We start from the raw sequence: 14,955 nt of genomic DNA on the forward strand, positions 1-14,955 counted from the left end.
GGTTGGCCCGTAGGGGGGAGGAGAGGGAAGAAGGAACAAGACACCAAACGCCACGCCCCCCCCCCCCCCCCCCCCCCCCCCCCCCCCCACCAGAAGGGGTGAACGGTCGTAACTTTCGCGGGCGGGTGGCGTTCCGTCGCGCTAAGAGATCATTTGCCTACGGATCGTCACCATGCCGCCCCGGCCCGGTCAACTCTTGGGGTACGCCCAGGGGTTGGGCCGGCAGCTCACACCGTCGTGGTCCAGGAACTTGGTCTGCTGCTGCATGACGGGCGCGAGGTCGCCGTCCTTGTCGCAGGTCACGTGGTGGAACCCGAGCCGGTGGCCGACCTCGTGGTTGATCAGCATCTGCCGGTAGGCGTGGATCTCGTCGCCGTACGTCTTCGAACCCTGCGCCCAGCGGTAGGCGTTGATCATCACGCGCTCGGTGGAGGCGGAGTCGCAGGAGACGTTGTCCTCGGTCGTGTCCAGGCCGGACTTGGCGCACCAGTCCGCGGTGGTGCCGGGGCTGGCCAGGGTGATCACGAAGTCGGGCTCGCCGGAGTGGATGCGCTCGAAGGTACGGCCGCCGCCGTGCGCCCAACTGCGTTCGTCGTTCAGCGTCTTGTACACGGCCTGGGCGAACAGCTCGCCGTCCAGCCCGAGTCCCTGCTCGACGTCCACGCGGTAGGTGAACTTCTGCCCCTTGCCGGGCGCCTTGTCGATGCCGGGGATGGCGTCGAACTTCCCCGAGCCGTCGAGCCCCGGTGCCAGCGCGTACTTCTCGCCCATCTTCTGCTCGTACGTCAGCGGCACGATCGGCGGTGTGCTGGGCGTCGGGCGGCCTTCGCCGCGAGAGGCGGAGTCGTGCAGCCCCCGGTCGGTGCCGGGGGCCGACTGGGCGCCCACGCTGGTGTCCTCGCCCCGGTCGGTGACCTGGCCGGTCACGACCACGGCCAGCACGGTGGTCACCGCCGCCGCCGCGATCCCGGTGAACGCCTTCCCCTTGCCGCCCTTGCGGACCGGCTGCCCGCCGTGGTCCGTCCCGGCGGGGGGCCGCGCGTCCCACTGGGTGACGGAGGCGTACGGGTCCTCGCCGGCGGAGGCCCCGCGGCCTCCTTGGACGTCCCCGCCCTCGTCGAACGCGGAGACATAGTCCTGCCGCGGCCCGCCGGGCGCCACCTGCCGCTGCCGGGGCAGCGCGGTACCGGCCGTACCCTCCGCCTGGCCCCTCAACTCGCCCCAGCCACCGCCGGATTCCCGCTGCTCGGGATGCCCGCCACGCACCCGCGGCATACCGTGCGCGGGCGTGCCGTCGAAGCGGGGCATGCCATGGGCGGGGGTGCCGTCGGGAAAGCGCGGGACCCCATGGGCGGGAGTGCCGTCGGGAAAACGCGGTACGCCACGCGCGGGCGTCCCGTCGGGGAACCGCGCGACGCCGTGAGCGGGCGTGCCGTCGGGAAAACGCGGTACGCCGTGTGCGGGCGTGCCGTCGGGAAAACGCGGTACGCCGTGTGCGGGCGTGCCGTCCGGGAAGCGCGGGACCCCGTGAGCGGGCGTGCCGTCGGCGTACCGAGGCACCCCTCGCGCGGGCGTCCCGTCGAAGCGGGGCGCTCCCTGCGCGGGCCCGTATCCCTGCCCCTGGCCCTGGCCTTGCCCCTGCCCGTGGCCCTGGCCCTGGCCCCCGAAGCCGGGCGTGGCACCCGGCGGCCGGCCGGCCGACTGCCAGGCCCGTACCTGCTCGGGCGACGGCGCCCCGGGAACACGCGGGTCCCCCGAGGGCAGCCGTGGATCACCCGCGGCGCGCGACGCTTCGGCGGGCCGCGCCCCTTGAGGCGTGCCCGAGTCCTCCGCGGAGCGCGAGCCCCCCAGGATCCGCCGGGCTCCGGCGCCCTTCGGCGCGGGTCCCCGGCGGCTGTGGCGTCCCACCCGCGCCTCAGCTCCTCTTGTTCTCGGTCGTACTCGCCGTCGTGCCCGGCGCACCGGGCGTACCCGTTGTACCGGACGAGCCCGGAGGTCCGGGCGTACCCGTTGTACCGGACGGACGCACGCGCCCGCCCTCCCCCGTCGCGTCACCCGGGTCGGCGTCGAGCCCGGCACCGGTCCGCCCGCAGGTGTCCGCCAGCAGTTCACGGAAGGCGGTGGACACCGTCTCGGGGTACTCCATCATCGCCACATGCCCGGCGTCCGGAAGCGTCAGCAGACGCGCGTCCCGGAAGGAACGGGCGGCCTTCCGGGCCATCCGGTAGCCGACGAGCTGGTCGCGCCCGCCGTAGACCAGCAGGGTCGGGGCGAGGACGCGTTCCGCCTGACGCCACAGTCCGTGCTGGCCACCGAGGGTGTAGGCGTCGACGATCCCGCGCGCGGAGCGTGCCATCGCGTCCCAGAAGTACGGCAGCTGGAGCCGCCGTTCCATCTCCTCGACGGCGTACCGCAGCCCGTCCGGTGTCACCCGTCCGGGGTCTCCGTAACAGAGCCCGAGCACTCCGCGGACCCGTTGTTCCGCCGTCCATTCCTTGGTGAGCCGGGTGAACAGGCCCGCCACTCCGGGCAGCGCCAGCAGCGCGGTCGGCACCGCGCTGCGCTGGACGCGGAGCTCGGGCAGCGCGGGCGAGACCAGGGTGAGCGTGCGCACCAGGTCGGGCCGTACGGCGGCGACGCGGGTGGAGACCGCGCCGCCGAGGGAGTTGCCGAAGAGGTGCACGGGTCCGCGCCCGCAGGCGTCGAGGTAGCGGATGACCGCGCGGGCGTGCCCGGTGACGGAGTAGTCGCCGTCGTCCGGCGGCGGGGAGTCGCCGAAGCCCGGCAGATCGAGCGCCTCGCAGTCGACCACGCCTTCCAGCAGCTCCATCAGCGCCGACCAGTTCTGCGAGGAACCGCCGAGGCCGTGGACGTACAGCGCGGGTTCGAGGCCCTCGCGCGTGGGCGGACGCGACCGGATGGTCAGCGTGATGCCCGGGAACCCGACCGTCCTGAGCCGCTCGCCGTCCGCGACCCGGACGGGCGCCGTCTTCGGGAGCACGCTGGCGGTCGGCACGGGAGGCAGCTCGGTCGAAGACATGCGGGCAATGTTACGAGACGATCACGCACTGACTCATGTGTTCGCCTGTGGTGGCCGTCACAGCACCCGCACGCACGCGGTGACGCCCCGAACGCGCATCGCATAGCGTCCGGATCGCAGGTCTCCTAGGCTCTTAGAGAGGGCACCCGCGTGTGACCCCTGCCTTTTCCCGGGGCCGTTCGTAGGCGTGCGCAGGAAGGGAGCCCATCATGACCGTCGATCCCACCGACCCCGACACGTTCGAGGTGGAGGAGACACGGGAGAGCGAGGAGTTCGACGTCGAGGCGCCCGAGGCCGACACGGCCGAGCAGAACGCCGACGTCGCTCCGGAGCACGACGACAGGATGACCGGCGCCGACCGGGACCGGGCCGACGAGGCCGACCTCATCGAACAGACCCGGATCGTCTCGCTCGACGAGGACGACTACCGCTGACGCCCGGCTGACACCGAGGCCTGACCAGGTAAAGAGGCGACATTCTGCCCCCTACGCACCGGTACGAAACCGTCTGCACGGCTTTCGCCGCCGTCCGGTACGTGAAATTCTGCGTTCGCACCGCGCACACCACGGTTACCCAAAAGTACGATGGCCGCGCGGCGCTCACCGCATGTGGACGAATTTGGGAGGCGGCGTGACAGCCATCGAGCAGACAGAGGCGGCACGCCCGAGGGGCACGCGCCTGCCGCGCCGTGCCCGACGGAACCAGCTGCTGGGCGCCGCCCAGGAAGTCTTCGTGGCGCAGGGCTACCACGCCGCCGCGATGGACGACATCGCCGAGCGCGCCGGGGTCAGCAAGCCGGTGCTCTACCAGCACTTCCCGGGCAAGCTCGACCTCTATCTCGCACTGCTGGACCAGCACTGCGAGTCCCTGATCCAGGCCGTACAGCGCGCCCTCGCGTCGACGACCGACAACAAGCAGCGCGTACGGGCGACCATGGACGCCTACTTCGCCTATGTCGAGGACGACGGCGGCGCCTTCCGCCTGGTCTTCGAGTCGGACCTGACGAACGAGCCCGCGGTGCGCGAGCGCGTCGACAAGGTCACCAACGACTGCGCCGAGGCGATCTGCGACGTCATCGCCGAGGACACCGGGCTGTCGCGGGACGAGTCCATGCTGCTCGCCTCGGGCCTGGGCGGCCTGGCCCAGGTGGTCGCGCGTTCCTGGCTGCACAGCGACCGCAGCGTCCCGCGCGACGAGGCGGTCCAGCTGCTGACCTCGCTGGCCTGGCGCGGTATCGCGGGCTTCCCGCTGCACGGCACCGACCAGCACTGAGCTGCGCGGCACCGACCAGCACTGAGGGGCCGTACGGCACCGGAGGACCCGGCGCGGAGGGGCCCGTACGGCACCGGGCGGTTCCGCCGGGGGCCGTCGGGCACCCGGGGCGCGGGCAGCCGTACGGCGCCCGGCCGGGCCCGCGCGCCGTCCCGGGCAGCCGTGCACCAGGAAGACGTGGAGGACAGCCGCCGGGATTTGTTCCCGGCGGCTGTTCGCTCCTGGCGTGGCCGCGCGGACCGTGTCCGTCCCCTCACCGGGCTAATGTGTGCTGGGTACGGCGCGGATGGCCGCGCACTTCACTGACCGTTCGGAGGGACATAGCCGTGGAGGTCAAGATCGGCGTGCAGCACGCGCCGCGCGAGATCGTTCTGGAGAGCGGTCAGACGGCCGAGGAGGTCGAGGCCATCGTGGCCGACGCGCTGTCCGGGAAGTCGCAGCTGCTGAGCCTCGTGGACGAGCACGGCCGCAAGGTTCTGGTGCCGGCAGACCGTCTCGCCTACGTCGAGCTCGGCGAGGCGGCCCCGCGCAAGGTGGGCTTCGGCGCGCTCTAGGAGCACACGCCGCAAGGCGTACGACGCCATGAGGGGCCCGGTGACTTCGGTCGCCGGGCCCCTCGTCGCATATCCCCGGACGTTGCGCGGGACGATCCCTCGGCGATGCCCGGACAGCCCGGCCCGCGCCGTGTACGCAGGTCGGGACGCCCGCACCCGGTGATCCCCGAACGGCCCACGCCCCGCCTTCCCGGACGGCTCACATCCGGCACACAGGGGAGGATTGGATTCCGCAGGTCACGGGTATGACGCACGACGACCGCAGGCACCAGGTCGGCCGCGTGGGAGGGACTCTTCATGATCTTGGAAGCGCTCGGTTCCGCACTGCTCGGTCTCGCCCTGGCGTGGGCCGCGTCGAACCGGCTGTCCCACCGTCTGCCGGCCCGGCCCCTGGTCTACTCGACCGGCGTGGCCGGTGCCCTGTTCGGTGACTTCATCACGCACACCGCGCTGGACGCGGCCGCGGTCCCCCTGAGCCTGCTCGGCGCCCTGATCGTCTCGACGGCCTCGCTGTCCCTGCTGCTGCGCCCCGACGGAAGGCTCCGCCGACGATCAGTGACGGTCTGACGGACCGGGCGGAAGCGGGCACCACCACAGCTGAATACACCGAAGGGCGCGGGAGACCGCGCCCTTCGTCATGTCCCGGCGGAAGCCGTCAGGCCGCCAGCCCCAGCGCGGCCATGCGCTTGGTGTGGGCCTCGGTGATCCGAGAGAACATCCGCCCGACCTCCGCGAGGTCGAACCCGTCGGCCACCCCGCCCACCAGCATCGTGGACAGCGCGTCCCGCTCGGCGACCACACGCTGCGACTGCGACAGCGCCTCGCCCATCAGCCGCCGCGCCCACAGCGCGAGCCGCCCGCCCACACGCGGGTCGGCGTCGATGGCCGCGCGCACCCGCTCCACGGCGAAGCCCGCGTGCCCCGTGTCGTCGAGCACGGCAAGCACCAGCGAGCGCGTGTCCGAGTCGAGCCGGGCGGCGACCTCCCGGTAGAAGTCACTGGCGATCGAGTCGCCGACGTAGGCCTTGACCAGGCCCTCCAGCCAGTCCGACGGGGCCGTCTGCTTGTGGAAGCCGTCCAGGGCGGCGACGAAGGGCTGCATGGCGTCCGTCGGCTCCTCGCCGATCTCCGTCAGCCGGTCCCGCAGCCGCTCGAAGTGGTGGAACTCCGCCGAGGCCATCTTGGCCAGCTCCGCCTTGTCCGCCAGCGTCGGCGCCAGCTTGGCGTCCTCCGCCAGCCGCTCGAACGCCGCGAGCTCGCCGTACGCGAGCGCGCCGAGCAGGTCCACGACCGCGGCGCGGTACTGGGGGTCGGCGGAGGCCTGTGCCCAGTCCTGGGCGGCGACACCGGTGGGCTCGGCGGCGGTTTCGGGGGCGTTCTCAGGCTTGTCAGAGCTCGTCATGAAGCGCACAATAGCCCGCTCTCCGCACGAGGGAAGTCCCTGGTCAGTCATAGTGGCCAGGACACCCGGCCGGACCGTGCCCGCAAGTGTGACGACGACAACGTGACCGAATCGGCCATCGCGTGTGCGCCAATCCGGGGTATGGTGGTAATGCGCCTGCTGGTACGAAGGCACGTCCGAACGCGTCGGAAGTGCCGTATCCCGACAGGCCGCACGTATGAGGATGCCCGGTCGGTGGCCCGATCGGCTCCGACCCGACAGCCCTCCCTGACCGTACGGCACCATGCGTACGACGATCGGAGGGGGACACCCTCAGCGGTTCGAGCGCTAGAGCGTCGGAATTGGTCCCGTGCCCCACGGCCGCCCCGTGTGGCGACCGACGTCCCCGGCACGGTCGGACACGACCCCGCGCTCGCCTCGCACCGCGCACACAGAAGAGGCAGCACCCTGACTACGACGTTCCGAGAGCTCGGAATCCTTCCCGAGACCGCCGAGGCCCTGGAGGCCGTCGGCATCTTCAACCCCTTCCCCATCCAGGAGATGACGCTCCCCGTCGCCCTCTCCGGCACGGACATCATCGGCCAGGCCAAGACCGGCACCGGCAAGACGCTGGGCTTCGGCCTCCCGCTCGTGGAGCGCGTCACCGTCCCCGCCGACGTCGAGGCCGGCCGCGCCCGCCCCGAGGACCTGACCGACGCCCCGCAGGCGCTCGTCGTCGTCCCCACGCGCGAGCTGTGCCAGCAGGTCACGAACGACCTGCTGACCGCGGGCAAGGTGCGCAATGTGCGCGTCACCGCGATCTACGGCGGCCGGGCCTACGAGCCCCAGGTCGAGGCCCTGAAGAAGGGCGTCGACGTCGTCGTCGGCACCCCCGGCCGGCTGCTCGACCTCGCGGGCCAGAAGAAGCTGGACCTGAGCCGTGTGAAGTCTCTCGTGCTCGACGAGGCCGACGAGATGCTCGACCTGGGCTTCCTGCCCGACGTCGAGAAGATCATCGCGATGCTCCCGGCCAAGCGCCAGACCATGCTGTTCTCGGCGACCATGCCGGGCGCGGTCATCGGACTGGCCCGTCGCTACATGTCGCAGCCCACGCACATCCGCGCCACCGACCCGGGCGACGAGGGCATCACGCACGCGAACATCAAGCAGTTCGTGTACCGCGCGCACTCCCTCGACAAGCCGGAGATGGTCGCCCGCATACTGCAGGCCGAGGGCCGCGCGCTGGCGATGATCTTCTGCCGGACCAAGCGCACCGCCGCCGACATCGCCGAGCAGCTCCAGCGCCGCGGCTTCGCCTCCGGCGCGGTCCACGGCGACCTCGGCCAGGGCGCCCGCGAGCAGGCGCTGCGCGCCTTCCGCAACGGCAAGGTCGACGTCCTCGTCTGCACCGACGTCGCCGCGCGCGGCATCGACGTCGAGAACGTGACCCACGTCATCAACTACCAGTCCCCCGAGGACGAGAAGACGTACCTGCACCGCGTCGGCCGCACCGGCCGCGCGGGCGCGTCGGGTACGGCGATCACGTTCGTCGACTGGGACGACATCCCGCGCTGGCAGCTGATCAACAAGGCGCTGGAGCTGGACTTCAACGATCCGGTGGAGACGTACTCCTCGTCCCCGCACCTCTTCGAGGACCTCGGCATCCCGGCGGGCACCAAGGGTGTCCTGCCGCGCTCGGAGCGCACGCGCGCCGGGCTGGACGCGGAGGAGCTGGAGGACCTGGGCGAGCCCGGCGGCCGCGGTCCGCGCGGTCGTGGTGGCCGTGGCGGCCGGGACGAGTCCCGCTCCGACGACCGTGAGCGTTCGGCGCGTACGCCGCGCAACCGCCGTCGTACCCGCGGCGGGGCCAGGGTGGAGGGCGAGGCCGCGGCCGGTACGCCGGTCGCCGAGACGGCCGAGTCCGCCGCCGAGGGCGTGACCGCGCGCACCCCGCGCCGTCGTCGCCGTACCCGTGGCGGTGCCGCCGCGCCGTCGGTGGCCGCAGCCGCCGCCGCTCCGGTCGAGGCGGAGTCCGCCGTGTCCGCCGTGTCCGCCGCGGAGGGTCCGGCCGTGCTGGACGCCCCGGAGTCCGAGGCCGGCAGGCCGCGCCGCCGCCGTACGCGCCGGTCGGCCGAGGCGACCACGGTCGTTCCCGAGGCCGAGGCCGCCGTGGCGACCCCTGTCGTGGAGGCCCCCGCCGTCGTGACGCCGGTCGAGGTGACCGAGCCGGAGGCGCCCGCCGCCAAGCCGCGCCGCACCCGCAAGACCGCCGCCGCACCCGCCGAGACGGCGGTGGACACGGCCGAGGCGACCGAGGCCAAGCCGAGGGTCCGCCGCACCCGCAAGGCCGCCGAGCCGGAGGCGCCCGCCGCCGAGATCCCGGCCCAGGCCACGCAGGAGCCGGACGCACCCGCCGCCAAGCCGCGCCGCACCCGCAAGACCGCCGCCGCACCCGCCGAGACGGTGGCGGACACGGTGGAGGCCGTCGAGGCGAAGCCGCGCCGCACGCGCAAGACGGCCGCCACGGCCACCGACGCCGCGACCGACACGGACGCCGCCGAGGCCAAGCCCCGGCGCACCCGCAAGGCCGCCGCCACCGCGACCGAGGCCGTCGACACGGCCGAGGGCGTGGAGGCCAAGCCGCGCCGCACCCGTAAGACCGCCGCCGCCAAGCCGGCCGCGGACACGGAGACGGCGGCCACGGCCGACGCGGTGGAGGCCGTCGAGGCCAAGCCGCGCCGCACGCGCAAGTCGGCCGCGACCACGGCTGTCGACACCGCGGAGGCCACCGAGGCCAAGCCCCGGCGCACCCGCAAGACGGCGGCCACGGCCACCGACGCGGACACCGCCGAGGCCAAGCCGAAGCGCACCCGCAAGACCGCCGCCACCGCGGCGGTCGAGACGGCCGAGGGCACCGAGGCCAAGCCGAGGGTCCGCCGCACCCGCAAGGCCGCCGAGCCGGAGGCGCCCGCCGCCGAGATCCCGGCCCAGGCCACGCAGGAGCCGGACGCGCCCGCCGCCAAGCCGCGCCGCACCCGCAAGACCGCCGCCGCCAAGCCGGCCGCGGACACGGAGACGGTCGAGGCCGCTCCGCGGGCGCGCCGCACCCGCAAGGCGGCCGAGCCCGCCGAGGGCTGATCGACAGCCGGCAGAACGCCCGACGGGCCGGTCCCCGCACACGCGGGGACCGGCCCGTCGGCCTATGCGTCGGCCACGGCGACTACCCTCACCCCGTGAGCAACCCGCCGACGCTGAACCCTCCCCCCGGCGCCCGCGCCTACCGTCTCCGCACGGCCCGCGGCGACTTCGCCGTGGTCGACCACGACGCGGCCCCCGGTGTCGCCCGGAAGGGCGCCGCGCTGCTGCTGCCCGGGTTCACGGGCAGCAAGGAGGACTTCAACCTGCTGCACGAGCCGCTCGCGGCCCGCGGCTACCGAACGGTCGCGGTGGACGGCCGGGGACAGTTCGAGTCCGGCGGCCCCGACGACGAGTCGGCCTACGCCCAGCGGGAGCTGGCCCTGGACGTGCTCGCCCAGGCGGCGGCGCTGGACGGCGGTGATCCCCTGCATCTGCTCGGGCACTCCCTCGGCGGCCAGATCGCCCGCGCGGCCGTGCTGCTCGACCACTCCCCCTTCGCCTCGCTCACCCTGATGGCCTCGGGCCCGGCCCGGATCTCGCCCTCGCAGCAGGAGCGCGTACAGCTGCTGCACGGCGCGCTCGCGGTCATGACCATGGCCGAGGTGTGGGAGGCGATCCAGGCGATGGGCGCGCCCGAGGACGTCGGCGATCCCGCTGTCGGAACCGGCTCCACGGACCATCTGCGCCGCCGCTGGCTCGGCCACACTCCCGCGCAACTGCTTGCCACGGGAAGGCAGTTGTGCACCGAGCCGGACCGCGTCGACGAACTCGCCGCTCTCCCGCTGCCGTTCCACGTCCTGTCCGGCGATGTCGACGACACCTGGCCGGTGCCGCTGCTGGACGAGATGGCCGTACGGCTCGCCGCGCGCCGCACGGTGGTCACCGACGCCGACCACTCCCCGAACGTGGACCGGCCCCTGCCGACGGCCGAGGCCCTGGCCACCTTCTGGGACGGCAAGTAGTAAGTGATCCGGCGCCAGTTGCCCTTCTGACGGCTCTCCGCCGGAAGGGCGCTAGTACAGCGTCCGCAGGTGCTCCCAGAAGCCGTCGCGCAGCGCGCGCCGCAGGTCGGCCTGGCCCCGCAGGGAGTACTGGAGCACGCCCTCCGCCTCCACCAGCAGGTCCTGGTCGACCGAGCCGGGCAGATACGGGTGTCCGGGCAGCAGCTCGATCAGCGTGTCCCGGCCGCGCTCGGCCAGCCACTTCGCGGCGATCTGGGCGCCGACGAAGCGCACGTCCTCCCGGCTGGGCCGGCCGGCGGGCGCGGCGCCGGGGTCGTAGACCGGGGAGGTGCGGCGGCTGACGTACGGCTTGAAGAACTCGAGGTCGAGCGTGCGCTGGCTGTCGACCTCCCACAGCAGCGGCTCGGCCTGGTTGCGGGCGTCCGGTGCCTCGATGCCCCACAGGTGCACCCGGGCCCCGTAGCCCTGGGCCGCCTCGACCGCGGAGACCAGGTCCTCGTCGCCGCCGAGGAGGGCCGCGTCGCTGATGGCGCGGTGCCGGGCCAGGGACTCCAGGTCGGTCCTGATGAGGGAGTCGACGCCCTTCTGCTGGTTGTTGGCGTTGAGGTTGCCGAGGCGGACCTTGACGTCGGGCAGTTCGGCGATGGACTGCTGCTCGGCGGTGTGGATGCGCCGCCGGGCGCCGTCGTACCAGTAGACCCGCAGCAGTCTGCTGTCCGCGAAGACGTTCCGGGCGCGGTCGATGAGCGCCTCGATCAGTCCCTCGGCGTCGAGGTCGAAGGCCCGCCGGTCCTCGGTCCCGGCGATCAGCCGCCCCGCGGCCGCGTAGAGGTATCCCGCGTCGACGAAGATCGCGTGGGTCGAGGGGGTCTTGGCCACCTCGGCCAGCATGCGACGGAGGAGGTCGTTGGTGCTGTCGATGCGGGCTGCGAGGGCGGCGAGGTCGTCGTTCATCGCCTCCATTGTCCCGGCCGTCACGCTGCGAACACAACCGGCCCCGGTCGGTCCCGCACGAACCTCTTACTCGCTAGTAATTAGTTGTTCGAAAAATTTCTTTAGCGTAGGGAATGTTTGTAACACGCATGCCGTTGACTCCCTACGTACGCAGTAATTCTCCGCAGGAGGATGACCAGACGAAGGGAGAAGCCATGCGCTTCGAAATCATGCGACTCGACGACGTCGACGGCACGCCCGTGGACAGCACCGTCGTGGACGCCGCCTCCGTCAACAGGATCGTTCAGCAGGCCGCCGCCATCGGACAGCGCCTGTGGATCCGCCCGGCCGACACCACGGCCTTGTGACAGCGGATCACGACCAACAGCTCCGGAGCCCCGTACGGCGATCAGACCGTACGGGGCTCCGTTCGTGCGCGGGGCGGGTCAGCTGCCCTGGACGACCTGGGTGACGCCGTTGATGATCTGCTGCACGGCGATGGCGGAGAGCATCATGCCCGCGAGCCGGGTGACGAGCACGACGCCGCCGTCCTTGATCACCCGGATGATCAGCAGCGAGTAGCGCATCACCAGCCACAGCACGACGTGGATGGCGACGATCGCCGCCCACACCGACACCTGCGCGGCCACGCTGTCGGCCTTCTGCACGGCCAGGATCACGGACACGATCGCGCCGGGACCGGCCAGCAGCGGCATCCCGAGCGGCACGAGCGCGACATTGACGTCCTTGGTCGCCTTCGGCTCGTCGGTCTTGCCGGTGAGCAGGTCGAGGGCGATCAGCAGGAGCAGCAGCCCGCCCGCGATCATCAGGGCGGGGACGGAGACATGCAGATAGTCGAGGATCTGGTGGCCGAGGAGCCCGAAGACGGCGATCACCCCGCCCGCGACACAGACGGCCTGAAGGGCCATCCGCTTCTGCACCTTCGCCGGCCGGCCGGCGGTCAGACCGAGGAAGATCGGGGTGATCCCAGGGGGATCCATGATGACGAAAAGGGTCAAAAAGAGCGAGCCGAAGACAGCGACGTCGAACATGGGTGGGCACAGACCTTGCTGAAGTGAGGCGGACGGGCGGGAGCGGGAGGCTGGTCCTCAGACTCCGCCGGCGCCCGGAACCGGGAACGCGCCCGCGGCCCGCCGGGTGATCTCCCCGTAGATCTCGGGGTCGGTGGTGAACTCGCCGAGCGCGACCGTCTTGCGGCTGCCGTGGTAGTCGCTGGAGCCGGTGACCAGCAGACCGAGGTCGCCGGCCAGCCCGCGCAGCCGGGCGCGGGTGTCCGGGTCGTGGTCCATGTGGTCGACCTCGATCCCGTCGAGCCCGGCCTCGGCCATGGCCGCGATGGCGGACTCGGGGACCGTGCGCCCGCGCTTGACGGCCGCCGGGTGCGCGAAGACGGTGACTCCACCGGCCGCCTTGACCAGCCGGATCGCCTCGAACGGGTCGCTCTCGTGCTTCTCCACGTACGCCCGCCCGCCGTCGGCCAGCCACTGCCGGGTGAAGGCGTCGCTCACGGTGGGTACGACGTCCAGCTCGACCAGAGCGGTGGCGATGTGCGGCCGGCCGACCGAGCCGTCACCGGCGATCCGCGCGACCTGCTCCCAGGTCACCGGCACGCCCAGCTCGTTCAGCTTGGCGATCATGCCCTTGGCCCGCGGCACACGGTCGTCCCGCACCAGCTCCCGCTCGGCGAGCAGCACGGGCTCCTCGGCGTCGAACAGGTAGGCCAGCATGTGCATGCCCACGCCGTCGATACGGCAGGACAGCTCGGCCCCGGTGACCAGCGTGAGCCCGGCGGGGAGCGCGGCGATCGCCTCGGCGTAGCCCCGGGTGGTGTCGTGATCGGTCAGCCCGATCACGTCCAGCCCGGCGGCCCCGGCACGACGCACCAGCTCGGCGGGGGTGTCCGTACCGTCGGAAGCGGTGGAGTGGGTGTGCAGGTCGATACGCACGACACGAACTCCAAGCGCTCACGGGACGAAAGGGGGCCACCCAAGGATAACCGCCCCCGACAGTGCCCATGTCATACCTGCACCGCCCGAGAGACCTTTACATCACAGGTGCCGACACACGGCTCCACCGCGCGGGCGCGAGGACCAGCCCGGCAACGCCCAAGGGGCGCGGGGCTGTATCGACATGCGGCTCCGCCGCGCGGCCACGAAGACCCGCCCGGCAACCGGACGGCCTGGGCGACAACGCCCCAAGGGGCGCGGGGAACTGCGCGACAAGCCCACGACGGCCCGCGCACGAGCAACAACAGAACACCCCCGCCCTCAGGGATGTCACGGCTCGAGCAAGCGCGGCGACAACGCCCCGCAGGGAACAAGCTCCACCTCGGCCCCCGCGTCCCGCAGATCCGCCAGCACCATGTCCTCGTACATCAGCAACCCGGACTGCTCCGGCCACACCACGGCCCAGACCCACATCCCGAGCGCCTCACCGGCGAAGACGGCCCGGTCGTCGGGCGTCCCGGCGACATGCCACAGCGGCGTCGGCCGCCCGCCGGCCAGGACCTTCGCCTGCGGCGGCTTCTCCACGTTCAGATGGGGGCCCGGATCGGGCCCGTCGATGCCGGCGTACCGCGCGCCGAGCCCCACACCGAGCTCCTCGGCGACCAGGATCAGCTCGCCCATACCGCCGAGCGGACCGGGTCCGGAACAGGCCACCGCCGTCGCACGACCGCCGCTGCGGTCGTCACCGGCACTCGCCACGCCCGTGAACAGCCAGCCGACCGGCAACGGCCACGGCATCCACACGGGCACCTTCGTGCGATGCACCACCACGCCGAGGCCCTCGACGCTCGGCGGGATCACGGGCTGCACCGGATGCACCGTGCCGTGGACGTCGCACTGCCAGGAATCGGCGAAGAGACCGGGAGCCCTGACCCGGCCACCGCACTTCGGGCAACTGGGTTCGCCCCTCATAGGGCTCCACGGTCCTACCCGGACACCCTCCCGTCAAGGACGATCACCCGTCCGGGGCCGACGATCACCTGGACTCGGTGGGCGGGGGTCCACCAACCGGCCCAACACACCCGGACGCCCCGGCACCCCGGACGCCGGTGAGATGGCTCACCCCAGCGGCACGGAGGCACGCGCCGGGTCGCGCAGATCGGTGCCGTGCTCGAGCCAGCGCTCCTGGAGGGCCTGCGCCCCGTGCACCCGCTTCCAGGCGGCCTCGTTCGGCGTCATCGGCAGCAGCGGCAGGAAGCGGACCGGGTCCAGCGGCTCGTCCAGCTCCAGGTCCTCCACCAGACCGCCCGGCTCGGCGACCAGTACGGAGGTGAAGGGCGCGCCTGGCCAGAGCGGCTCGCCGACGTCCAGCGAGGCGCCGGGCGCCACGATCAGACCCTCGACCTGCGGGGAGGCACCCAGCACAGCGAGCGGGCGGAGCACCTTGTCGGTGTCCGCGCGGCCCGCGCGCACGGTCAGGACCAGCTCGGCACGCGGCCCCACGACCGGGTCGGCGACCATCGCCGTGGGGTCGGACATGGGCTGCGCGGACATCCCCAGGGTGGCGTAACGGACGATGCCGTCCCCCGGGAAGCGGAGTACCTCGATGCGGTCGGTGCCGAGGAAGGTGACCGCCGCCCGGGCGTCCGGTTCGCCCAGCGCCATGCGCAACCTGGCCTCGACCAGAGGAAGAACATCAACCATGCGG

At 72.6% G+C, this 14,955-nt stretch carries 15 protein-coding genes; 7 read left to right on the top strand and 8 right to left on the bottom strand.

The window, feature by feature from the left end; genetic code table 11:
• Positions 1 to 189: 189 nt before the first annotated feature.
• Positions 190 to 1,908 (bottom strand): DUF3152 domain-containing protein, encoded by a 1,719-nt coding sequence (locus ACZ6SQ_RS37225; protein WP_469570282.1) that lies wholly within the window; start codon positions 1,906 to 1,908, stop codon positions 190 to 192.
• A 7-nt stretch (positions 1,909 to 1,915) separates the two neighbouring features.
• A complete protein-coding gene (locus ACZ6SQ_RS37230; RefSeq protein WP_469570284.1) occupies positions 1,916 to 3,040 on the bottom strand; it encodes an alpha/beta fold hydrolase in 1,125 nt (374 codons plus the stop codon).
• Positions 3,041 to 3,249: 209 nt separating this feature from the next.
• Here ACZ6SQ_RS37230 and ACZ6SQ_RS37235 point away from each other — a divergent pair, with 209 nt between their 5' ends.
• The 4 genes from ACZ6SQ_RS37235 (at position 3,250) to ACZ6SQ_RS37250 (ending at position 5,433) form a co-directional block, all read left to right on the top strand.
• Entirely contained in the window at positions 3,250 to 3,474 is a 225-nt protein-coding gene (locus ACZ6SQ_RS37235) for a hypothetical protein (RefSeq protein ID WP_469570286.1), read from the top strand.
• Between the two features lie 196 nt (positions 3,475 to 3,670).
• Positions 3,671 to 4,312, top strand: coding sequence for a TetR/AcrR family transcriptional regulator (locus ACZ6SQ_RS37240; protein WP_386378907.1), 642 nt, complete (start codon positions 3,671 to 3,673; stop codon positions 4,310 to 4,312).
• 326 nt (positions 4,313 to 4,638) lie between these two features.
• On the top strand, positions 4,639 to 4,866 hold the full coding sequence (locus ACZ6SQ_RS37245; protein ID WP_356686285.1) for a DUF3107 domain-containing protein: 228 nt from the start codon (positions 4,639 to 4,641) through the stop codon (positions 4,864 to 4,866).
• Between the two features lie 297 nt (positions 4,867 to 5,163).
• Positions 5,164 to 5,433, top strand: a complete 270-nt coding sequence (locus ACZ6SQ_RS37250) for a hypothetical protein (RefSeq protein ID WP_389337144.1) — start codon at positions 5,164 to 5,166, stop codon at positions 5,431 to 5,433.
• An 88-nt stretch (positions 5,434 to 5,521) separates the two neighbouring features.
• Here ACZ6SQ_RS37250 and ACZ6SQ_RS37255 read toward each other — a convergent pair whose 3' ends face one another.
• Positions 5,522 to 6,277, bottom strand: coding sequence for a ferritin-like fold-containing protein (locus ACZ6SQ_RS37255; protein ID WP_386378909.1), 756 nt, complete (start codon positions 6,275 to 6,277; stop codon positions 5,522 to 5,524).
• 531 nt (positions 6,278 to 6,808) lie between these two features.
• Here ACZ6SQ_RS37255 and ACZ6SQ_RS37260 point away from each other — a divergent pair.
• The gene (locus tag ACZ6SQ_RS37260; protein WP_469570333.1) at positions 6,809 to 9,385 is read left to right on the top strand and encodes a DEAD/DEAH box helicase; all 2,577 of its coding nucleotides are present in this window, start codon (positions 6,809 to 6,811) and stop codon (positions 9,383 to 9,385) included.
• A gap of 95 nt (positions 9,386 to 9,480) precedes the next feature.
• On the top strand, positions 9,481 to 10,347 hold the full coding sequence (locus tag ACZ6SQ_RS37265; RefSeq protein ID WP_469570291.1) for an alpha/beta fold hydrolase: 867 nt from the start codon (positions 9,481 to 9,483) through the stop codon (positions 10,345 to 10,347).
• A gap of 51 nt (positions 10,348 to 10,398) precedes the next feature.
• Here ACZ6SQ_RS37265 and ACZ6SQ_RS37270 read toward each other — a convergent pair whose 3' ends face one another.
• A complete protein-coding gene (locus ACZ6SQ_RS37270) occupies positions 10,399 to 11,310 on the bottom strand; it encodes an NYN domain-containing protein (protein ID WP_469570335.1) in 912 nt (303 codons plus the stop codon).
• Between the two features lie 185 nt (positions 11,311 to 11,495).
• On the opposite strand from ACZ6SQ_RS37270, the gene ACZ6SQ_RS37275 reads away from it, so the two are divergent.
• The gene (locus ACZ6SQ_RS37275; RefSeq protein WP_386378911.1) at positions 11,496 to 11,648 is read left to right on the top strand and encodes a hypothetical protein; all 153 of its coding nucleotides are present in this window, start codon (positions 11,496 to 11,498) and stop codon (positions 11,646 to 11,648) included.
• Between the two features lie 78 nt (positions 11,649 to 11,726).
• Here the strand turns inward: ACZ6SQ_RS37275 and ACZ6SQ_RS37280 are convergent, their stop codons facing one another.
• The 4 genes from ACZ6SQ_RS37280 to ACZ6SQ_RS37295 all read right to left on the bottom strand — a co-directional run bounded on the left by ACZ6SQ_RS37280 (position 11,727) and on the right by ACZ6SQ_RS37295 (position 14,951).
• Positions 11,727 to 12,332: a MarC family protein gene (locus ACZ6SQ_RS37280; RefSeq protein ID WP_469570293.1), complete on the bottom strand. Its 606-nt coding sequence runs from the start codon at positions 12,330 to 12,332 to the stop codon at positions 11,727 to 11,729.
• 57 nt (positions 12,333 to 12,389) lie between these two features.
• The gene (locus ACZ6SQ_RS37285; protein ID WP_469570295.1) at positions 12,390 to 13,247 is read right to left on the bottom strand and encodes a PHP domain-containing protein; all 858 of its coding nucleotides are present in this window, start codon (positions 13,245 to 13,247) and stop codon (positions 12,390 to 12,392) included.
• A 330-nt stretch (positions 13,248 to 13,577) separates the two neighbouring features.
• A complete protein-coding gene (locus tag ACZ6SQ_RS37290) occupies positions 13,578 to 14,219 on the bottom strand; it encodes a DUF6758 family protein (RefSeq protein WP_389337159.1) in 642 nt (213 codons plus the stop codon).
• Positions 14,220 to 14,366: 147 nt separating this feature from the next.
• Positions 14,367 to 14,951: a suppressor of fused domain protein gene (locus ACZ6SQ_RS37295; RefSeq protein WP_469570298.1), complete on the bottom strand. Its 585-nt coding sequence runs from the start codon at positions 14,949 to 14,951 to the stop codon at positions 14,367 to 14,369.
• Positions 14,952 to 14,955 lie beyond the last annotated feature (4 nt).

The sequence above is a fragment of the Streptomyces sp. NPDC048600 genome (genome assembly GCF_055587025.1).

Excerpts from the sequence above, each read along its gene's own strand:
- ACZ6SQ_RS37230 (WP_469570284.1), bottom strand. The coding sequence starts at position 3,040 with ATGTCTTCGACCGAGCTGCCTCCCGTGCCGACCGCCAGCGTGCTCCCG.
- ACZ6SQ_RS37235 (WP_469570286.1), top strand. The coding sequence starts at position 3,250 with ATGACCGTCGATCCCACCGACCCCGACACGTTCGAGGTGGAGGAGACA.
- ACZ6SQ_RS37250 (WP_389337144.1), top strand. The coding sequence starts at position 5,164 with ATGATCTTGGAAGCGCTCGGTTCCGCACTGCTCGGTCTCGCCCTGGCG.
- ACZ6SQ_RS37260 (WP_469570333.1), top strand. The coding sequence starts at position 6,809 with ATGACGCTCCCCGTCGCCCTCTCCGGCACGGACATCATCGGCCAGGCC.
- ACZ6SQ_RS37270 (WP_469570335.1), bottom strand. The coding sequence starts at position 11,310 with ATGGAGGCGATGAACGACGACCTCGCCGCCCTCGCAGCCCGCATCGAC.
- ACZ6SQ_RS37275 (WP_386378911.1), top strand. The coding sequence starts at position 11,496 with ATGCGCTTCGAAATCATGCGACTCGACGACGTCGACGGCACGCCCGTG.
- ACZ6SQ_RS37280 (WP_469570293.1), bottom strand. The coding sequence starts at position 12,332 with ATGTTCGACGTCGCTGTCTTCGGCTCGCTCTTTTTGACCCTTTTCGTC.
- ACZ6SQ_RS37290 (WP_389337159.1), bottom strand. The coding sequence starts at position 14,219 with ATGAGGGGCGAACCCAGTTGCCCGAAGTGCGGTGGCCGGGTCAGGGCT.
- ACZ6SQ_RS37295 (WP_469570298.1), bottom strand. The coding sequence starts at position 14,951 with ATGGTTGATGTTCTTCCTCTGGTCGAGGCCAGGTTGCGCATGGCGCTG.